The organism is Streptomyces sp. 11x1 (genome assembly GCF_032598905.1).
Classification (GTDB): Bacteria; Actinomycetota; Actinomycetes; order Streptomycetales; family Streptomycetaceae; genus Streptomyces.
Window position 1 is genome coordinate 10,511,887 of the sequence record NZ_CP122458.1, and the last position, 16,991, is coordinate 10,528,877.

The following is a 16,991-nucleotide window of genomic DNA, read 5'->3' on the forward strand; positions in this document are numbered from 1 at the left end:
ACAGGAATGGAACTGCATACGCATGATGAAGTCCCGAACGAAGCGGACCGCCTTGGCCATCGGCACCGCCGTCCTCATGGCGGCCGGCATGGTCGTCGCGGGGGCCACGACCGCCTCCGCCGATGCTTGCGGAGGTCCCGGCAAGTACCTCTGTGGTGCGGTGAAGAACAGGACCGGCAAGCCGATGCACTACACGATGAGGCTGGGGAGCGGCCCGCACCTGTGCGACGTGTGGAACATCGACGGTGGCACCACGAGCAAGTGGGACCAGACCGAGTGCGAGCAGCAGTCGTTCAACAGGGGGACGATAGGCGGCAACGGCACTGGCAAGGACGTCGATGCCTTCACCTTCGCCACTCACGGCTACCACGAGCGGTTCTCACGTGTCGGCACGTGGCACTGGCGAAAGAAGGGCGTCTGGACGAAGATCCGGAGCGGGGAGATCGCCGACTGCGGCATCGGTGACAACAACGAGGTCTGGTGCACCGTCCTCGTCCAGGTCTGAAACAGCCCGGGGCGGTGGCGTAAGCGGTGACGCAAGGGCGCGGACAGCTGGTCCGCGCCCACGGTGCCGATATCCGTGCGTGTCAGTGGATACCGAGTAGCTGGGCGAGTTCGTCGGCCTCGATGCCGTACGTCTCCCGGATCCGTACTCCCTTCGGGCCGACGTCGAAGACGCCGTGGTCGGTGTACACGCGGCTGACGCAGCCGACGCCGGTGAGCGGGTAGGTGCACCGCGGTACCAGCTTGGGTTCGCCGGAGCGGGTGAAGAGGGTCATCATCACGTAGACGTCCTTGGCGCCGATGGCGAGGTCCATGGCGCCGCCCACGGCGGGGATGTCGTCGGGTCGGCCGGTGTGCCAGTTGGCGAGGTCGCCCTCGAAGGCGACCTGATAGGCGCCGAGGACACAGACGTCGAGGTGGCCGCCACGCATCATCGCGAAGGAGTCGGCGTGGTGGAAGTACGCCGCCCCCGGCAGTTCGGTCACCGGGACCTTGCCGGCGTTGGTGAGGTCGGGGTCGATCGCGTCGGCCTCCGCCTTCGGACCCATGTTGAGCATGCCGTTCTCGGTGTGCAGCACCACTCCGGAGTCCGCCGGCAGATGATCGGCGATCTTGGTGGGCTGCCCGATGCCGAGGTTGACGAAGGAGCCGGCCGGGATGTCGCGAGCGATGACGGCGGCCAGCTCGTCCATGGAGAGCCGGTGGTCGGCGGACGCCTGGGCGCCTGAGGTCGTGGTCATCGTGCCCCCTGCACGGTGTAGTGGCGGGCCGTCACCTGGACGATCCGGTCGACGTAGATGGACGGGGTGACGACGGCCTCGGGGTCCAGCTCGCCGGCCTCGACGACCTGGTCGACCTGGACGATGGTCGTCGTCGCGGCCGTGGCCATGACCGGTCCGAAGTTGCGGGCCGTCTTGCGGTAGACGAGGTTGCCCAGGGTGTCCGCGACGTGGGCGCCGATCAGCGCGTAGTCGCCCTTGATCGGGTATTCGAGCAGGTAGGTGCGGCCATCGATCTCCCGGACCTCCTTGCCCTCGGCCAGCGGTGTGCCGACCGCCGTCGGGCAGTAGAAGGCACCGATGCCGGCCCCTGCCGCGCGCATCCGCTCGGCGAGGTTGCCCTGCGGCACGACCTCCAGGTCGATCTTGCCCGCGCGGTAGAGGTCGTCGAAGACCCAGGAGTCGGCCTGGCGTGGAAAGGAGCACAGCACCTTGCGCACCCGGCCGGCGGCGAGCAGCGCGGCCAGCCCGACGTCGCCGTTGCCGGCGTTGTTCGACACGATGGTGAGGTCCTTGGCGCCCTGCCGGATGAGCGCGTCGATCAGGTCGAACGGCATTCCGGCCAGGCCGAACCCGCCGACCAGGACGGTGGAGCCGTCCTCGATCCCCGCGACCGCGGCATCTGCGCTCTCCACGATCTCCGCCCGGCTCATCGGGACGCCTCCGTGGTGTCGCAGTTCTCCAGTACGACGGCCAGGCCCTGGCCGACGCCGATGCAGATCGCGGCGACGCCGTACCGCTGCCTCGTCTCGCGCAGCACCTTGGCCAGCGTGGCGAGGACGCGTCCGCCCGAGGCGCCGAGCGGGTGGCCGATCGCGATGGCGCCGCCCTTCTGGTTGACGAGGTTGGGGTCGATCTTCCACGCGTCGACGCAGGCGAGCGACTGCACGGCGAAGGCCTCGTTGAGCTCGACCGCGCCCACCTGGTCCCAGCCGATTCCGGCGCGGGCCAGCGCCCGGTTCGCCGCCTCCACGGGGGCGTAGCCGAAGGCCTGCGGCTCCAGTGCCATCACGCCGCGGCCGGCGACACGGGCGATCGGGTCGGCCCCGATCGTGGCGGCGGCCCCCTCGCTGCCCAACAGCACTGCCGAGGCACCGTCGTTGAGCGGGCTGGCGTTGCCCGCGGTGATGGTGCCGCCCTGCTCCGGGGTGCGGAAGACAGGCTTGAGGCCGGCCAGCACCTCCGGTGTGGATCCGGGGCGGATGCCCTCGTCGCGGGTCAGGTCGACTCCTTCGACCGGCGCCACCAGGTCGTCGTAGAAGCCCGACTCCCAGGCGGCGTGGGCGAGTCGGTGGGAGCGGGCGGCGAACTCGTCCTGCCGCTCCCGGGAGATGCCGAAGCGCTCCTGGAGCTGCTCGTTGGCCTCGCCGAGGCTGACCGTCCACTCCTTCGGCATCCTCGGGTTGACCAGCCGCCAGCCCAGGGTGGTGGAGACGGCTGTGACGTCGCCGGCCGGGAACGGCTTCGCCTGCTTGGGCAGCACCCACGGCGCCCGTGTCATCGACTCGACGCCGCCGGTCAGCACCACCTCCGCGTCGCCGGACTCGATGGTCCGGCTGGCCGTCATCGCCGCGTCGAGGCTGGAGCCGCACAGGCGGTTCACCGTGGTGCCGGGCACACTCACCGGGAGGCCGGCGAGGAGCGCCGCCATGCGGCCGACGTTGCGGTTCTCCTCCCCGGCGCCGTTGGCGTTGCCCCACACCACGTCGTCGATGGCGGTGGGATCGAGGCCCGGCACCGCCGCGAGCGTCGAGGTGATCGCGGCGGCGGCGAGGTCGTCGGGGCGGACGCCGGCCAGCGCGCCGTTGAAGCGGCCGAACGGTGTCCGTGTCGCGGCATAGAGGAAAGCGCTCATGGCAACGACGTTAGATCGCCGTCGCGATATTCTGAAGTACGCATATGGGAGTCGATTGATATGGACGAGATATGGATCTGCGACACCTGCGGTACTTCGTCGCGGTGGCCGAGGAGCGCCATTTCGGCCGCGCCGCCGAGCGGCTGCACATGGCACAGCCGCCCCTGTCCCAGCAGATCCGTCAACTGGAGACGGAACTCGGCGTGGAGCTGCTGCACCGCACCACCCGGCGGGTCGACCTGACCGAGGCGGGTCTGGCCTACCTGGAGCGGGCGCGCGCGATCCTCGCCGAGGTCGACGAGGCCGCCCACCACGCACGGCTCGTCGCGGCCGGTTCGGTGGGCCACCTCGCGATCGGATGTGTAGGCTCGGCGACGTACAGCCTCCTGCCCGCGCTCTCGCGCCGGCTCACGGAGGAACTCCCGGGTGTCGACTTCTCCTTCCGCGGCGAGATGCTCGCGCCCGACCAGGTCGATGCACTGCGCACCGGCGCGATCGACGTCGCGCTGCTGCGCCCGCCCGCGGCCGACCTCTCCCTCACGGTGCACACCTTGCGCCGGGACCGGCTCGTCGTCGCCGTGCCGGTCGACCATCCGCTCGCCCGCCGCAAACGGCTGCGGGTCACGGACCTCGCCGGTGCCGACCTGATCGTGCACTCGGCCGACCGCCGGTCAGTGATGTACGACGTGGTGCTGGGCCTGCTGCGCGACGCCGGCATCGAGCCGCACATCCGCCACGAGGTCGGCGAGACCTCGACCCTCGTCACGCTGGTGGCAGGGGGCCTCGGCGTCGCCGTCGTACCGGAGCCGGTCACCGCGCTGGCGCTCGACGGTGTGGCCTACCTGCCGCTGGCCGGGGCCGACGCGCGGGTGGAGCTGGCGGTCGCCCATCGCGCCGACCGTGCCGAGCCGCATCTGGCGCGCACGGTGGGGGTCATCCGGGCGACGACGAGCGAGGTCCGTTCCTCCGGTGCCGGGGGAGCCGTGTCGCCCACGCGACGATCTTCGTGACGGGGTCCCGGGCCTGCTGCGCGATGCGGTCGTCGGTCACATCGTCCGCTCCGCCCACGCCGATGACCTCCCCGTCGGCCGTGACGATCGGCACGCCGCCCGCGACTGGCATCGGGTGACGCCCGTCACGCTCAACGGCGTCGTTCAGGGCGACCATGACGACCTGATAGAGCAGTTCCGAGGTGGTGGCGACTTGATGCGTGCCTGATGCCGGAGCAGTTGGCGGAGACCGTCCCGGTGTGCGGCCGGGGCGGTGGTCGCGAGGCGGGCGTGGAGGGCGACGGCCCGCCGGATCATGGTCGCGGCCTCTGTGACGCGGCCCGCGGTGTGGAGAGTGAGCGCGAGAACACCCATCGTCTCCGCCAACTCGGGCATGTGTGTTCCGGGGAACTGGGCGGCCAGGCGGCGACGGACGGCGAACGCCCGCCGCGCGGTGCACGCGGCCTCGTGGTGGTGTCCCGCCGCGGTGAGGGCCTGGGCCAGGACGTGCAGGACGCCGCCGAGTGCGACGCGGTGTTGCGGTGTGGTGTCCGCAGGTGGGGCCTCCGGTGCGGTGAGTGCCCTGAGTACGCCGCGGGACAGCCCCAGCGCCCGGGGCCACGAGCCGGCGTCCAGCAGTGCCCAGGCCAGTGAGGTCAGGGCCTCGTCCAGAGCCAGACGGCTGTCGTGCTGACCGGGATCCGCCGCATCGGCCGTGTCCTGGGCGCGCAGCACGACCAGGTACTGGCAGGCGTCCACCGCCGCTTCGAAGTGCCCGGCGGCCGACTGTGCGGCGGCGTACAGGTGAAGTGCCTGGCAGTAGCCGTCCTCGCGCCCCTCCATGGGCAGGCCTGCCGAATCCTCGTGGTGACGAACAGCCTCCACGGCGGCGGCCGGCGCCTCCGCGTCGCCCGCCCGCTGCAGCGCCGCGGCCAGCTGGACGAGCAGTGCGCCCTCGCTCACCTCCTCGTCCACCTCGGCCTCGCCCTCTTCGGCCGCACCTTCTTCGGACTCGTCTTCTCCGTCGGCTTCTTCGTCACCGTCGTCCTCGCTGTCCGCGTCCACGTCCGCGGACACACCCCGTCTCAGGGCGAGGGCCTCGCGTACGGGGGCGACGGCATCGCACGGTCGCCCCGCCTCGGCCAGCGTCTCGGAGAGACGTGACAGATCCCCGGCCAGGGAGAGGCGGTGGCCGACGTCGTCGGGGTCGGCGTCCACGATCCGGCGGCGCAGGGCGACCATGTCCCGTACGCAGTCCGCGGTCTCCTCGTGACGGCCCAGTTCCCCGAGCGCCAGGCGTCGGTGGTTCAGGAGCTCCAGCATGGCGTCGAATCCCGGGTGGAGCCCCTCGGCGGCAGGCAGGCGGCACAGGGCCAGTGCTCGCCCGGTTCGGGTGAGGATCTCCGACCAGCGGTCCCGCCGTGCCAGGTGGAACACCAAGTTCCCCGAGACACGGGCGAACTCGTCCAGGAAGGCCCCGGGTTCCTCGGCGACCGCGACCGCGAACACGTCGAATGCCTCGGTCGCCGTGCTCAGGGCACCCTCGGGGTCCCCCGCGTCGTACAGGGCGTAGGACTGGAGATCGAGCGCACGGGCGAGCTCCGGTCCGTGCGCGGCGGGCAGCCGGTTCGCGTAAGGGCGCAGGGCGGCGATCGATTCGTCGAAGGCGCGTAGACCTTCGGGGTACTGGTCGGCATCGGTGAGCGCCTCGGCGAGTGCGGCACGAGCGACGGCCGGGGCGGAGCCGTGGACGCCCGGGGCCGCCGCCTCCGCCCGTTCGTAGATCGCGACCGCCTCACGTCGTAGGTCGATGCTCTGTTCCGGGAGGTGGTGGGACAGCGCGATCAGGGCGTTGGCGAACGACGGTGCCACGTTCGTGTCGCGTTCGGCCCGGGGCCGCAGCAGTTCCACGGCCTCCTCGGCCGCCGCTCGGGCCCGTTCCTCGTCCCCGTTGTCGTCGAAGACGGCCGTGGCGTCGGAGAGCCCCTCGGCGAGGTCCTGTCCGAAGCGCTCCGGGTCGAGTGCGACGAGGCGCCGGAACTCGGTCAGGCACTCCTCGACCACCTCCAGGGCCTCCGCGAACTGGCCCGCCGTACGGAGGAGTTCGGCGAGGGAGCCGAGGACCTCCGGCACGCGAGGGCGGTACCGGTCCGGCCACCGGGCGGCGAGATCCCGGTAGAGGTCCGCTGCCCTGCGGGCGTCGGCCGTCGCGGCCCCGAACTGCCCGAGCGCGCTGTGGATCCGGGTGAGGCCATACTCGGCCAGGGCGACATCGGGCAGGTGTTCCGGATCGTCGTGGGCGAGATCGCGGTAGAGATCGCGGGCGGTCAGCGCCCCTCGCAAGGCATCGTCGAGCCGGTCCGCGTCGGCGAGCCGGTTCGCGTGGTTGTGCCAGGCCATCGCGAGATCGGCGGTGTAGGTGTCGGGATCTCGTTCCGCCAGGTCCTGGTAGTGGCGCAGTACGTCCTGGGAGAGCGACAGCACCTCCGCCCGGGAACGGTCGTGGTCGCTCGCCAGCGCCAGGGTGTTGAGGGCCAGGCCGAGACCGCTCTCGGCACCTGGCCGGCCGTGTGCGCTGAGGACGTGCCACAGGGCGACGGACTTCTCGGCAGCGGTGCGGGCCGCCGTGAGCTGTCCGATCTCGACCAGCCGGACGGCGTGCCGATGCAGCCGCCGGGCATGTTCGGCCGACGCCTCGTGAGGGTCCGCTGTTGTCGCGTTCGGTGGTTGCCGGGCCAGCAGGCCCGCGAGGTCGGCCGCCCACTCGTCGAGCGCCAGTGAGGGCAGGGGCACCGCCTCGTACAACCGCTCCGCGAGTGACGCGTACCGGCCCACCGCGCCTCTGATCTCCTCCAGGACGGCGGTCAAGGCCTGTCGGAGCGCCGCAGGGTTCTCCACCGCGACCACGGCGTCGACGGCCCGCAGGGCGAGCGGATCGGGGTGGGCGGTGACGACGGTGCGGAGGGGTTCGGAGATGTGCGGCTGGTGGGGCTGGGCCCGGGACAGCAGATGGAACGCGGCCGAGGTCTGGCGTTCGGTGGTGGTGGGCAGGAGGCGTCCCAGCAACTCGGGGTCCTCCGCGAGGACGTCTCCGAGGAGGTACTCGCCCAGCCGGTCGGGCTGGAGCGGACCCCAGTAGTCGTCCTCGGAGGGATAGAGACCGGACAGCCACCGTCCGCAAGCCACGGGGTCCGGCGGTGGTGTCGCGGGTTCCCGGGTGAGACCGGTCGGACGGAGTCGGCTGAGGACGGCCAGCGCCTGCTGTTCGTCGTCGGCCGGACACAGGGTGGCCGCGGCGACCATCCGCCGGTACTCGAACAGGGACAGGCCGCCGATGTCATGGCTGCCGGCCGTGCGCCTCCAGACCTTCTGCTCGTGACGGAGGAGAACCGCCTCATCGCGTTCGTCGCTCGTGACGCGCACCGGGTCGACGGCCTGCAACAGGGTTACGAGGACAGCCATCTGGAGGTTGAGGGCACCGGAGTAGCGGTCCTCGGCGACGGACGGCGGCACTGCCGCGCGCATCGCCTTCCGTGCCGACTGCCCCGGATACAGGGCGGCCAGTCTTTCCCCGAGGCTGCCCATGGCGTCGCTGACGGCGGCGGCACGCAGTGCGGCGGTGGGCTCCAGAGGAGGCAGCGGACTCACGCCGGCGTCGCGAGGGAAGTGCTCGTGCGCCTGGAGACGGCTCCACCATGGGCCGGCCTTGCGGGCCAGGAAGAGGAGCCTGACGGGATGACGGTGGTGCGCCGGGCCGGACGGTCCGAACACATCCAGCAGTTCGTCGAGTTGTGACCGGCGGGTCTCGGCGTAGTCCACGACGAGGAGCAACGGTGTGTCGAGCGCGGACAGGCCGGACAATGCCCGGGGATCAGCGCGGTCGGCGAGGAAACCGGCCGTCCAGCCTGCCCTCTCCGCCTCGCGCACCGCTTCCAGTCCCACCCTCGTCTTGCCCTGGCCGCCAGGACCGGTGAGCAGGCGCACCGAGGCGTCGGCAGCGCGGTGCCGCCAGGCGGCGAGATCGCGGAGGGTGTTCTCGCGGCCGTGGAAGCGGACGGCGGCGGCTTCCGGCCTGAGCAGCGAGATGGGGGAGAGGGCCGGGCGCACGGCGGGCCGGTGCAGTACCCGCGAGAGTTCGGCCGGTCGGGGGCGCGTCCCCCGGAGACCCAGCAGTGCGCGGGCCTCGGGGTCGTCCCACAGCGCTGCCGTCTCCTCGAACTGCACACCGGCGAGCGTGTCGGCGCGCACCACGACACCGACGAGCATCCCCTCGCACACCACGGCGGAGCCGGACATGCCGTCCCAGCGCGTTCTCCGCTTCCCGCTCGTCCCGGCGGCTCCGTCGGGCGGTGACGGGACGGGATGGACGACATGGACGACGTGCCGTGAACCGTGGGCGTCCGAGGAGACGACGGTGCCGCTGATGTGAGCCGTGTCCCGCAGCACGGTGGCCAGTCGGGGGCCGCCCCGGTCCGCGAACACCTTGAGACCCGCAGGAAAGCCCGTGACCTCGATCCGGGCCGAACACGGCCGGGTGGCCAGCCGTCCCCAGCGGAGCGGAGGCAGCTCGGTGGGCAACCCCGACTCGTCCTCGACGCGCAGTACGGCGAAGTCCCGTGCTCCGCGCAGTTCTTGACCGTCGGACGGGGACCGGTCCCGGTAGCGGCGCAGCAGGACCCGGGCGTGGAGCCACGGGCCGGTCCCACCGGGGCGGACCCGCACCTCACCAGTTCCGGGAGGGGGCACGGTGTGCGCGGCCGTGATCACCAGTCCGTCGTGCAGCAGGTAACCGGATCCGGCGGTGTGGGCTTTCGCACCGGCTTTCAGCGACGCCAGTTCGACCACACGCGGGTCCGCCGCCACGGCACGCTCGCTCATCCGCTCTCCCGCCCCGCCGGTTCCACACACGCTACGGCGCCACATCCTGACAGACAGTGCGGGGCAGGGTGACGGTCCACTTCCGGTGGGTAACGATGGCTTGACCGACGCCGTACGACAGGGGGATGACATGTCCGACCAGGACTCCGCGGAGAACGTCGTCGAACTCGCGCAGGCCATCGGGTCGTTGCGCGACCAACTGGACACGGCCCGGCGGCTGGCGCCGGAGGGGGGCCTCTCCTTCGAGGTCGGGCCGGTGGAACTGGAGTTCCAGGTGGCCCTGCTGAGCGGCAGTGAAGTGACCGGGGGCGCCCGGTTCTACGTCCTGTCGGGCGGTGGGTCCAAGCGCCGGGAGCGGACCTCCACCCACACCATCCGGCTCACCCTGACACCCCGGGGACCGGACGGCGGACCGCTCGAAGTCTCGGATGCGGCCGAGGAGTTGCCGGAGAGGTGAGCCCGAGGATCCCACCGGTCGCCCGGCGCGTGGTGGAGGTCTACCGGAGCCGTGACGGTCGGCACCGGATCGCCTCGGGCCATCTGCTCGACGACCGGCTGGTGTTGACGGCCGGTCATGCCGTCGACGGAGCGGCCACGGTCGGCGTCCGGTTGCTCGACGGCGGCTCGGTGTGGGGTTGCTCGGTGGTCTGGTGGCGCTACGACAGCGTGGCCGGGACCGGGATCGACGCGGCGTTGCTCCGGATCGACGACGACGCCTTCCGGGAGCCCGAGGGGCTGCCACCGCTGGTCTGGGGACGGCTGGGTACGGGATCCCGCTGCCCCGTCGAGGCGGTGGGATTCCCGGCCGGCATGCGGGTGCGCGAAGAGGGCGCACCGGCCTTCAGGGACACCGCGCACATCACCGGCTCCATCGCGCCGGGCAGCAGGCTCAAGGCCGGCCGCCACGAGATCAAGGTGGACAACCCGGTACCCGCCGTCGTCCGCGCGGCGCACACCGGGCAGGGCATCGAGAACGTGTCCCGCTGGAGCGGGATGTCGGGCGCCGCGGTGACCTCCGGGGGGCTGGTGTTGGGGTTGGTGGCGGTCGACCCCGACCGGGGCGGACCCGGCGGGGCGCTGACCGCCGTTCCGTCGGCCTCCTTGCTGGCGGACGAGCGGGTGGCGGAGCTGCTGGGGAGGCCGCGCGCCTACGACGTCGGGCTCCCGTCCGTCCTGCAGACCCCGCCGTCGCCCGCCCGGTCACCGGTCGGTCTGCTGCGGGCCGAGGTCAGTCCGGTCGGCTTCCACGGCCGGGAACCGCTGATGGAGGAGTTCGTCCGGTGGTGCCTCGATCCGTCCCCGTGGTCACCGAAGCTGCTGACCGGCCCGGGGGGCCAGGGCAAGACGCGGCTGGCGGTCCAGCTGGTGGACAGGATGGCCGGCCTGAACTGGAACGCCGGATTCCTGGACTTTGCCCCCGACACCGACCTGGCCGCACTCGCTGAGCTGTCCGCGCCGCTGCTGCTGGTCGTGGACTACGCGGAGACCCGGCACGAGCAATTGATCGAACTGCTGCGGCTGTTCGGGACATCGGCCGCCAGGGGGACGGGGCCGCCGGTGCGTCTGCTGATGCTCGCCCGAAGCGCCGGGGAGTGGTGGCAGGACCTGCGGCGAAAGAGCCGTGCGCTGCGGGAACCGCCACCGGGAACCGTGGCGGAGCTGGGACCGCTCGCCGACGATCCCGCGACCCGGCCCGAGGCGTTCCGCCACGCGGTCGAGGGCCTGGCGCACGCTCTGGCCCGGCTGCCCGGCCTTCCCGCGACGCCACGCGGCTTCCGCCCCGAGTCGGTCGTACCCCCGCCGCTGTCGGACGCGCGGTTCGCCAGGGCCCTGGAACTGCACAGCACCGCGCTGGCCGCCCTGTTGCAACACCTGTTCCCGGTACCCGACGCCTCTCGCACGCAGGGCATGGATCTGCTCATGCGGCACGAGGAGGCGTACTGGACACGGACCACGTCCGCACACCAGATCGAGCGTCTGCACACGCAGACCCTCCGGCAATTGGTCGTCACCGCGACACTGTGCCGGGCCCGCACCTTGGACGAGGCAGGAAGACTGCTGGAGAGAAGCGGGATCCTGCGCGGGGAGACGGCCAACACGGTCCTCGGCGCAGCGATGTGGCTGAACGAGCTCTACGGCGGCCGCGACGGCCACTGGGTGGGGCTGGTGCCGGACCTGCTGGGCGAGCACCTGGTCGGTACGACCGCGCGGGACTTCCCCGAACTGCTGCCCGCTCTCGCCGAACTGCCCGACGCCGAGCACGCGGGCCACCTGCTGCGCGTCCTGTGCAGGACCGGACGGAGCTTCCCGGAACTCGACGAGCGGATCGTCCACCTGGTCGTCGGCCGGCCCCGGCCGCTGGCACCCGCCGCTGTCGACGTCCTCGCCCGGGAGGGGTACGACGCCCTGGGCCGCGCGGTGGACGCGGTACTGGACGGGCCGCATGGGCGTGGCCCGCTCTGCGCCGAACTGCTCGCGGCGGTACCCCGCCACACGGTGGTGCTCGCCGGTCGGGCGGTGCGGATGGCCGAACAGGTCGTGGCACACGCCCGGGCCGCGACCGACGCACCCCGTGAACTGGCCTCGGCGCTCCACGCCCTGGCCTATCGGCTCGCCCGGGCGGGCCGGTACGCCGAGGCACTTCAGGCCTGCGAGGAGGGCATCCGCGTACGGGGAGGCGACACCCTCGGCGCGGCGGCGGACCCGGAGTTCATGGACGCCCTGCTGGGGTACGGCGCCCGGTTGGACGAGGTCGGCCGCACGCGCGAGGCGGTCGATGTCGGCGAGCGGTTGCTGGCCGCGCTCGGCCCGGGCCACCCGTCGGACACCCCCGAGGCTCAGGGGCGCCGGGCGACCGTACTGCACCAACAGGCTCTCTGGCTGCACCGCGCGGGCCGCCACGACGAGGCTCTGGCCCTGGGCGCCGCATGCGTACGGGCAAGGAAACGGCTCCTGCGTCGGGACCCGCGATGGCCCGCGGTGGAGATGGCCGACGCGCGCCTGCAACTCGCGCTCTACCTCCAGCACGACGGTCGCACCACGGAGGCGGCCGAGGAGACCGCGCGAGCCGTGGCGATCCTGCGCGGGCTGGCGGAGGATCACCCCGACGCCTACCTGAGACGGCTGGCGGAAGCTCTGCACAACCAGGCCCGCCTGAGCGCGGTGCTGCGCGACCACGAGGCGGCGCTGGACCTCGCCGAGGAGGCCGTCGCCATCCAGCGGGGCCTGCTGGACGACGCCCCCACCCCCGCCCAACTGGCGCTACTGGCAAGGCTATTGGGTGGGCTGAGTGTGCGGCTGACCTCGGTGCGTCGCCTGTCCGACGCCTTGGAGGTCGCGGAGGAGTCGGTGCGCCTGCGGCGTGAGCTGGCCGAGGGCCGGGACCCCCGGGCCGTGGGCGAATTGGCTTGTGCACTCGCCGATCTGGCGCTGGCGCTGCGTCGCACGGGTGACGACGAGGCGGCGGTGGCGGCCTCGGAGGAATCGGTCCTGGCCCTGCGCGACTCGACCGCACGTGGGGGTACGTCGGCGGACGACGAAAGGGCCCGCATCCTGTGCGTCCACGGTCTGGCACTCGGTTCCAGGGACCCCGCGCGAGCTGTGAAGGTCCTGGAGGAGGCCGCGGACGCGGCCAGGACCGGGCGGCACGCCATGCTGCTCCGACGGTGCCTGACGGAAATCGACAAGCTTCGCGCCCGCTCATGACCGTCAACTACCTTTGTGGGATCGGCCGGAGACGGAAATCGTCACTGTCGGATCACTCGGGTAAAGAGGCGATCACCGCGTCTTCCGGGCAGAGACCATTCCGGCATACCGCCGCTAGGCTGAGGCCAACGCAGCCCCCGTGAAACGCGTCCCCGGTGAAGCGCGTCCCCGGTGAACGGCCACCCCGCCAAGGGAGTTCGAACGTGCCCAAGAAGCCCAAGACTTCGGAGCAGGCCGCCAAGGCCGCTCCCGCCCCGCAGCCGTCGACGGGCGCGCCCGCCGCGCCCGCACAGAATGCCGTCGGCCCCACCCTCCAGGACGCCGATCTCGACGAGCTGAACAGTGAGACCTGGTCCGACTTCTCCGAAGTGGGCGACGAAGAAGACGAGCTGCCCGAGCGGTGACACGACCCGGTCCGGTACCCGTCGACCAGCGTACGGACCCCCGCGTCGTCGAGGTCTACAGCCGCAGACCCGACGGCCGGGGCAGCGGCACCGGGTATCTCCTCGACGGCGGCCTCGTGCTGACCGCCGGTCACGTTGTCAGCCGCGACGACCCCCGACAGGCCGAGGTCACGGTGCGGCTGCCCGGCTCGCGGGACTACCTGCCGTGCGACGTGGAGTGGTACCGCTACGAAGCCGAGGAGCCCGCCGACACCCGCATGGACGCCGCCGTCCTCCGGATCTCCCCGCCGGCAGCGGTGCCGTCTCCGGACGGTCTGCCGCCCCTGCGCTGGGGACGGCTGGTCACCGGGCTGCCGGAGGTTCCGGCCGACCTCGTCGGCTACCCGTCCGGCATGGGCGTACGACGCGACGACGCCACGGGAAGGCTCGTGCTGCGCGACACCGTCAGGGTCCGGGGAACCGTGAACGCGGGAACCGCCGTCAAGGCCAGGCGTTACCACATCGTTCTCGGGCAGCCGATCCCCTACTCGCCGGCCGCCGCCGTGTCCCGCTGGGAGGGGGCCTCCGGGGCGGCGCTGCTCAGCCACGACCTGCTGTGCGGGGTCGTCGTCACGGCGAAGGACGAACCCGGTCACGGCAGGGCCCGTGCCATCCCGGCCGAAGAACTCCTGGCCGACGCCGGTTTCCGCGCGCTGTTCCCGCACGCCGTCACCGAACCGGCCGAACTCCAGCCGCTGCTGGAACGGGAGTCGTCCCGGCCGGCCAACACCCCCGTCTCCCTGCTCAGGCCGGACGCGACCGTCGTACCGTTCACCGGACGCGAGGACGTCCTGGCCCGGCTCGGCACCTGGTGCGAACAGCCCGGTAGGTTCTCCGTACGGCTGGTCACCGGACCCGGCGGCCAGGGCAAGACCCGACTCGCCGCGGAACTCGTCCGCCGTCTGCGGCCGCGGAACTGGAGCGCGGGCTTCCTGGCCGCCGGAGCGCCTCCGGACCTCCTGTCCCTGGCCACCCGGACCCGCACCCCGCTGCTGCTCGTCGTCGACTACGCCGAAACGAGGGTCGAGCAACTCCAGACCCTCCTCGACCTCGTCGACCGGTATGAACACACCGGCACCGCACCCCTGCGGCTGCTGCTGCTCGCCCGTGACAAGGAAGCCGGCGACTGGTGGGAGAACCTGTGCAGCGAGGCCCTGCCCCTGCGCGACCCACCGCCCGGGACTGAGCTCGAGCTGCCCGACCTCTATGGCGACGGCGAAGAGCCACTGGACGACACCACCTTCCGCGAGATCGGTGAGAACCTCGCCGCGGCGCTGACCGGACTGCCCGGCGTCACCGCGCCCGTGGACCCCGCCGTCCTGCGCACCCTGCCGGTGCCCGACCTGAGCGACCCCCGTCACCATCGGGCCCTCGACGTGCAGATGGCGGCCCTGGTCGCGCTGTTGCAGGCACTCGACCCCGAGGACGGACCGGCGGACGAGCCGTACGAGGGTGTACTGCTGCGCCATGAGCAGAAGATCTGGCGGCACAGCGCACGCAGCCACGGGCTGGGGGACCTGACCCTGAGCGCCCGGCGGGAGCTGGTCGCCGCGGCCACCCTGTGCGGCTCACCCGCCGACCGGGACGAGGCCCGGGACATCCTCGGGCGCCTGTCCACCCTCACGACCGGGACACCGGACGTCACCGACACGAGCACGCCATCCGACCTCGACCCCGCCGCGGACTGGCTCGCCACCCTCTATCCCGACCCGCACACCTTCTGGGGGCCACTGCGCCCGGACCGCATCGGGGAGCACCTCGTGGGACTCGCCGTCGGACAGCGCCCGGCACTGCTGGACGAGCTGCTCACCACGGCGCCGATCGCCCAGGCCACCGACGCCCTACGGGTTGCCGCCCGGGCCGCTCCCCGGCACGACCGGCTCGGCGGGCCCCTGCACTCCGTCGTGGTCCGCCACCCTCAGCGGCTCGCCGGGCCGGCCGTCACCGCGGCGACCAGCAGCGGGCCCGAACCGGGCCCCCTGCACTCCGCCCTCGCCGAGGTCGTGCGCGACCACCCCGACGACGGCACGCTCCTGCGCAGCATGTTCACCAAGCTGCCCGCCCACTCCCGCAACCTGTCGCAGTGGGGAGCCGAACTCGCCGGGGCGCTGGTCACCCTGGCCGGAGAGACACTCGGCGAACAGCCGGACCACACCGCCTGGGCGCGGCTGGCGGCCGCCTTCAACGACCACGCCCACTGGCTGACCGCCGTTCGCATGCACGACGAGGCACTGGAACGCGGCGCGATGGCGGTCCGGCTCTACGAGGGCATCGCCGGTCAGGAACCCCGCCGCTACGCCCACGATCTCGCCACCGCGCACGAGGGGTACGCCCACCAGCTCCATCTGCAGGGCCGTCGGCAGGACGCATTGGCATCCGCCGAGCGCGCGGTCGCCCTGCGGCGCGAACTGGCCGACGGGCCCGACTCCCGCGCCGCGCTCGCGGTGGCCCTCACCGGATACGCCCACCATCTGTCCAGCCTCGGACAGGTCGTGGACGCGGCCGGAGCGAGCGCCGAATCCGTGGCCCTCTACGCGGAACTCCCCCCGCGGACGGTGTCGGCCCATGAGGACGAGTACGCCGCCGCACTGCTGGCCCACGCCGTGTGCCTCGCGGAACTCGCCGAGTACGACGCCGCCATCGACGCGGTCGACCGGGCGGTCGTCCACTACCGCCGACTGTCCAGCCGGTACCCCGATGCCCATCTGCGCCCGCTCGCCGCCGCGTTGGCGACCCGCGCCGATCTCCTGGTGGACACCGGCTCCTACGAGCGCGCCCTCGACGACGCGGGGGAGGCGCACAAGGCATACGAAAGCCTGGCCGCGGGACCGGCCGACCCCTACGCCGGTGAACGTGCCGCCACACTGCACTGCCTCGCCCGCTGCCTGGGACCTCTCGGCCGCTGGGAGGAGGCGGAGCGGCGCTCCCGGGAAGCCGTCGAACTCTACGGCGCGCTGCGGGCGGCCGCGCCGCGCACTCATGCCTTCGCCGGGGCCCGGGCCGCCGACGGCTGGGCCGTCGCCCTCTCGGAATGCGGTCACGACCGGCAGGCCGTGGAGGTGGGCCGTGGCGCCGTCGAGGCACTGGAGGAACTGCATGCCCACGGCGACCCCGGGACGCGGAGCGCGCTGGCCGACGCGTCCCGCAACCACGCGGCGGTGCTCCTGGAGCAGGGGCGGGCGGCTGAAGCCGAACCGTTCGCTGCGCGATCCCTCGCGCTCTGCAGGGAACTCGCCACCGACGACGACGGGACCTTCGCCTACGAGGAGGTGGAGGCCCTGCTGCTCCACGGCATGGTGCTGGCCACACTGCGCCCACGGGAGAGCGTACGGCCGCTGCTGGAGGGACTGGGCAGAGCCCAGGAGGCCGAGGACCGGGAGACGGGTCTGCGGCTGGCCGCGGCGCTGATCGATGCGTACCGGGCGGATCCCACTGTGGCCGATCTGGTCCGCGAACTGACCGGCGACGTACCCGACTGGCTGCGCGATCATCGAGGATGAGCACGGCCGGCACCGCGCCCAAGTCCAAGCAATCTCACGCCTCGCGAATCCGCCTCTTGTCATCGGCTTCGGCGACATTTTCCTCATGTACGACGCCTCCGATTTGTTGACCGGGCGACATTCTCAATCCAGGTACCGGGAGACTTCGATCTGTACAAAACCAGTCGAACAGCAATCCGGGCCGCCCAGCCTCGTCCGCGACGAGCTGTCCACTGACACCGGGCTGTACACGACCCCCTTGCCCACGGGGCTCAGCTCTGCTTCGGGGTGCCTCAGGTCAGCGTGGCGTGTGCGTTCTCTCACAGCGCAGGGCCGTTCTCACGGGAGGGCGCCGATCC

General features: G+C 72.2%; 10 protein-coding genes. 6 read left to right on the forward strand and 4 right to left on the reverse strand.

The window, feature by feature from the left end:
• Positions 1 to 22 precede the first annotated feature (22 nt).
• On the forward strand, positions 23 to 505 hold the full coding sequence (locus P8T65_RS46320) for a hypothetical protein (protein ID WP_316731423.1): 483 nt from the start codon (positions 23 to 25) through the stop codon (positions 503 to 505).
• An 82-nt stretch (positions 506 to 587) separates the two neighbouring features.
• Here the strand turns inward: P8T65_RS46320 and P8T65_RS46325 are convergent, their stop codons facing one another.
• Genes P8T65_RS46325 through P8T65_RS46335 form a run of 3 tightly spaced genes read right to left on the reverse strand, consistent with a single transcriptional unit; the run spans position 588 to position 3,138 of the window.
• Positions 588 to 1,244: a 3-oxoacid CoA-transferase subunit B gene (locus P8T65_RS46325; protein WP_316731424.1), complete on the reverse strand. Its 657-nt coding sequence runs from the start codon at positions 1,242 to 1,244 to the stop codon at positions 588 to 590.
• Complete coding sequence (locus tag P8T65_RS46330; protein ID WP_316731425.1) at positions 1,241 to 1,936, reverse strand: 3-oxoacid CoA-transferase subunit A; 696 nt, start codon at positions 1,934 to 1,936, stop codon at positions 1,241 to 1,243. The genes P8T65_RS46325 and P8T65_RS46330 overlap by 4 nt, the downstream gene beginning before the upstream one ends.
• A complete protein-coding gene (locus P8T65_RS46335; RefSeq protein WP_316731426.1) occupies positions 1,933 to 3,138 on the reverse strand; it encodes a thiolase family protein in 1,206 nt (401 codons plus the stop codon). The genes P8T65_RS46330 and P8T65_RS46335 overlap by 4 nt, the downstream gene beginning before the upstream one ends.
• Before the next feature lie 71 nt (positions 3,139 to 3,209).
• Here P8T65_RS46335 and P8T65_RS46340 point away from each other — a divergent pair, with 71 nt between their 5' ends.
• Positions 3,210 to 4,148 (forward strand): LysR substrate-binding domain-containing protein, encoded by a 939-nt coding sequence (locus P8T65_RS46340; protein WP_316731427.1) that lies wholly within the window; start codon positions 3,210 to 3,212, stop codon positions 4,146 to 4,148.
• A gap of 144 nt (positions 4,149 to 4,292) precedes the next feature.
• Here P8T65_RS46340 and P8T65_RS46345 read toward each other — a convergent pair whose 3' ends face one another.
• Positions 4,293 to 9,005 (reverse strand): serine protease, encoded by a 4,713-nt coding sequence (locus tag P8T65_RS46345; protein ID WP_316731428.1) that lies wholly within the window; start codon positions 9,003 to 9,005, stop codon positions 4,293 to 4,295.
• A 130-nt stretch (positions 9,006 to 9,135) separates the two neighbouring features.
• Here P8T65_RS46345 and P8T65_RS46350 point away from each other — a divergent pair, with 130 nt between their 5' ends.
• The 4 genes from P8T65_RS46350 (at position 9,136) to P8T65_RS46365 (ending at position 16,653) form a co-directional block, all read left to right on the forward strand.
• The gene (locus P8T65_RS46350) at positions 9,136 to 9,462 is read left to right on the forward strand and encodes a trypco2 family protein (RefSeq protein ID WP_215455430.1); all 327 of its coding nucleotides are present in this window, start codon (positions 9,136 to 9,138) and stop codon (positions 9,460 to 9,462) included.
• Complete coding sequence (locus P8T65_RS46355; protein WP_316731429.1) at positions 9,459 to 12,710, forward strand: tetratricopeptide repeat protein; 3,252 nt, start codon at positions 9,459 to 9,461, stop codon at positions 12,708 to 12,710. The genes P8T65_RS46350 and P8T65_RS46355 overlap by 4 nt, the downstream gene beginning before the upstream one ends.
• A 203-nt stretch (positions 12,711 to 12,913) precedes the next feature.
• Positions 12,914 to 13,114, forward strand: a complete 201-nt coding sequence (locus tag P8T65_RS46360; RefSeq protein WP_316731430.1) for a hypothetical protein — start codon at positions 12,914 to 12,916, stop codon at positions 13,112 to 13,114.
• Positions 13,111 to 16,653: a trypsin-like peptidase domain-containing protein gene (locus P8T65_RS46365; RefSeq protein WP_316731431.1), complete on the forward strand. Its 3,543-nt coding sequence runs from the start codon at positions 13,111 to 13,113 to the stop codon at positions 16,651 to 16,653. Before P8T65_RS46360 ends, P8T65_RS46365 begins: the two co-directional genes overlap by 4 nt.
• Positions 16,654 to 16,991 lie beyond the last annotated feature (338 nt).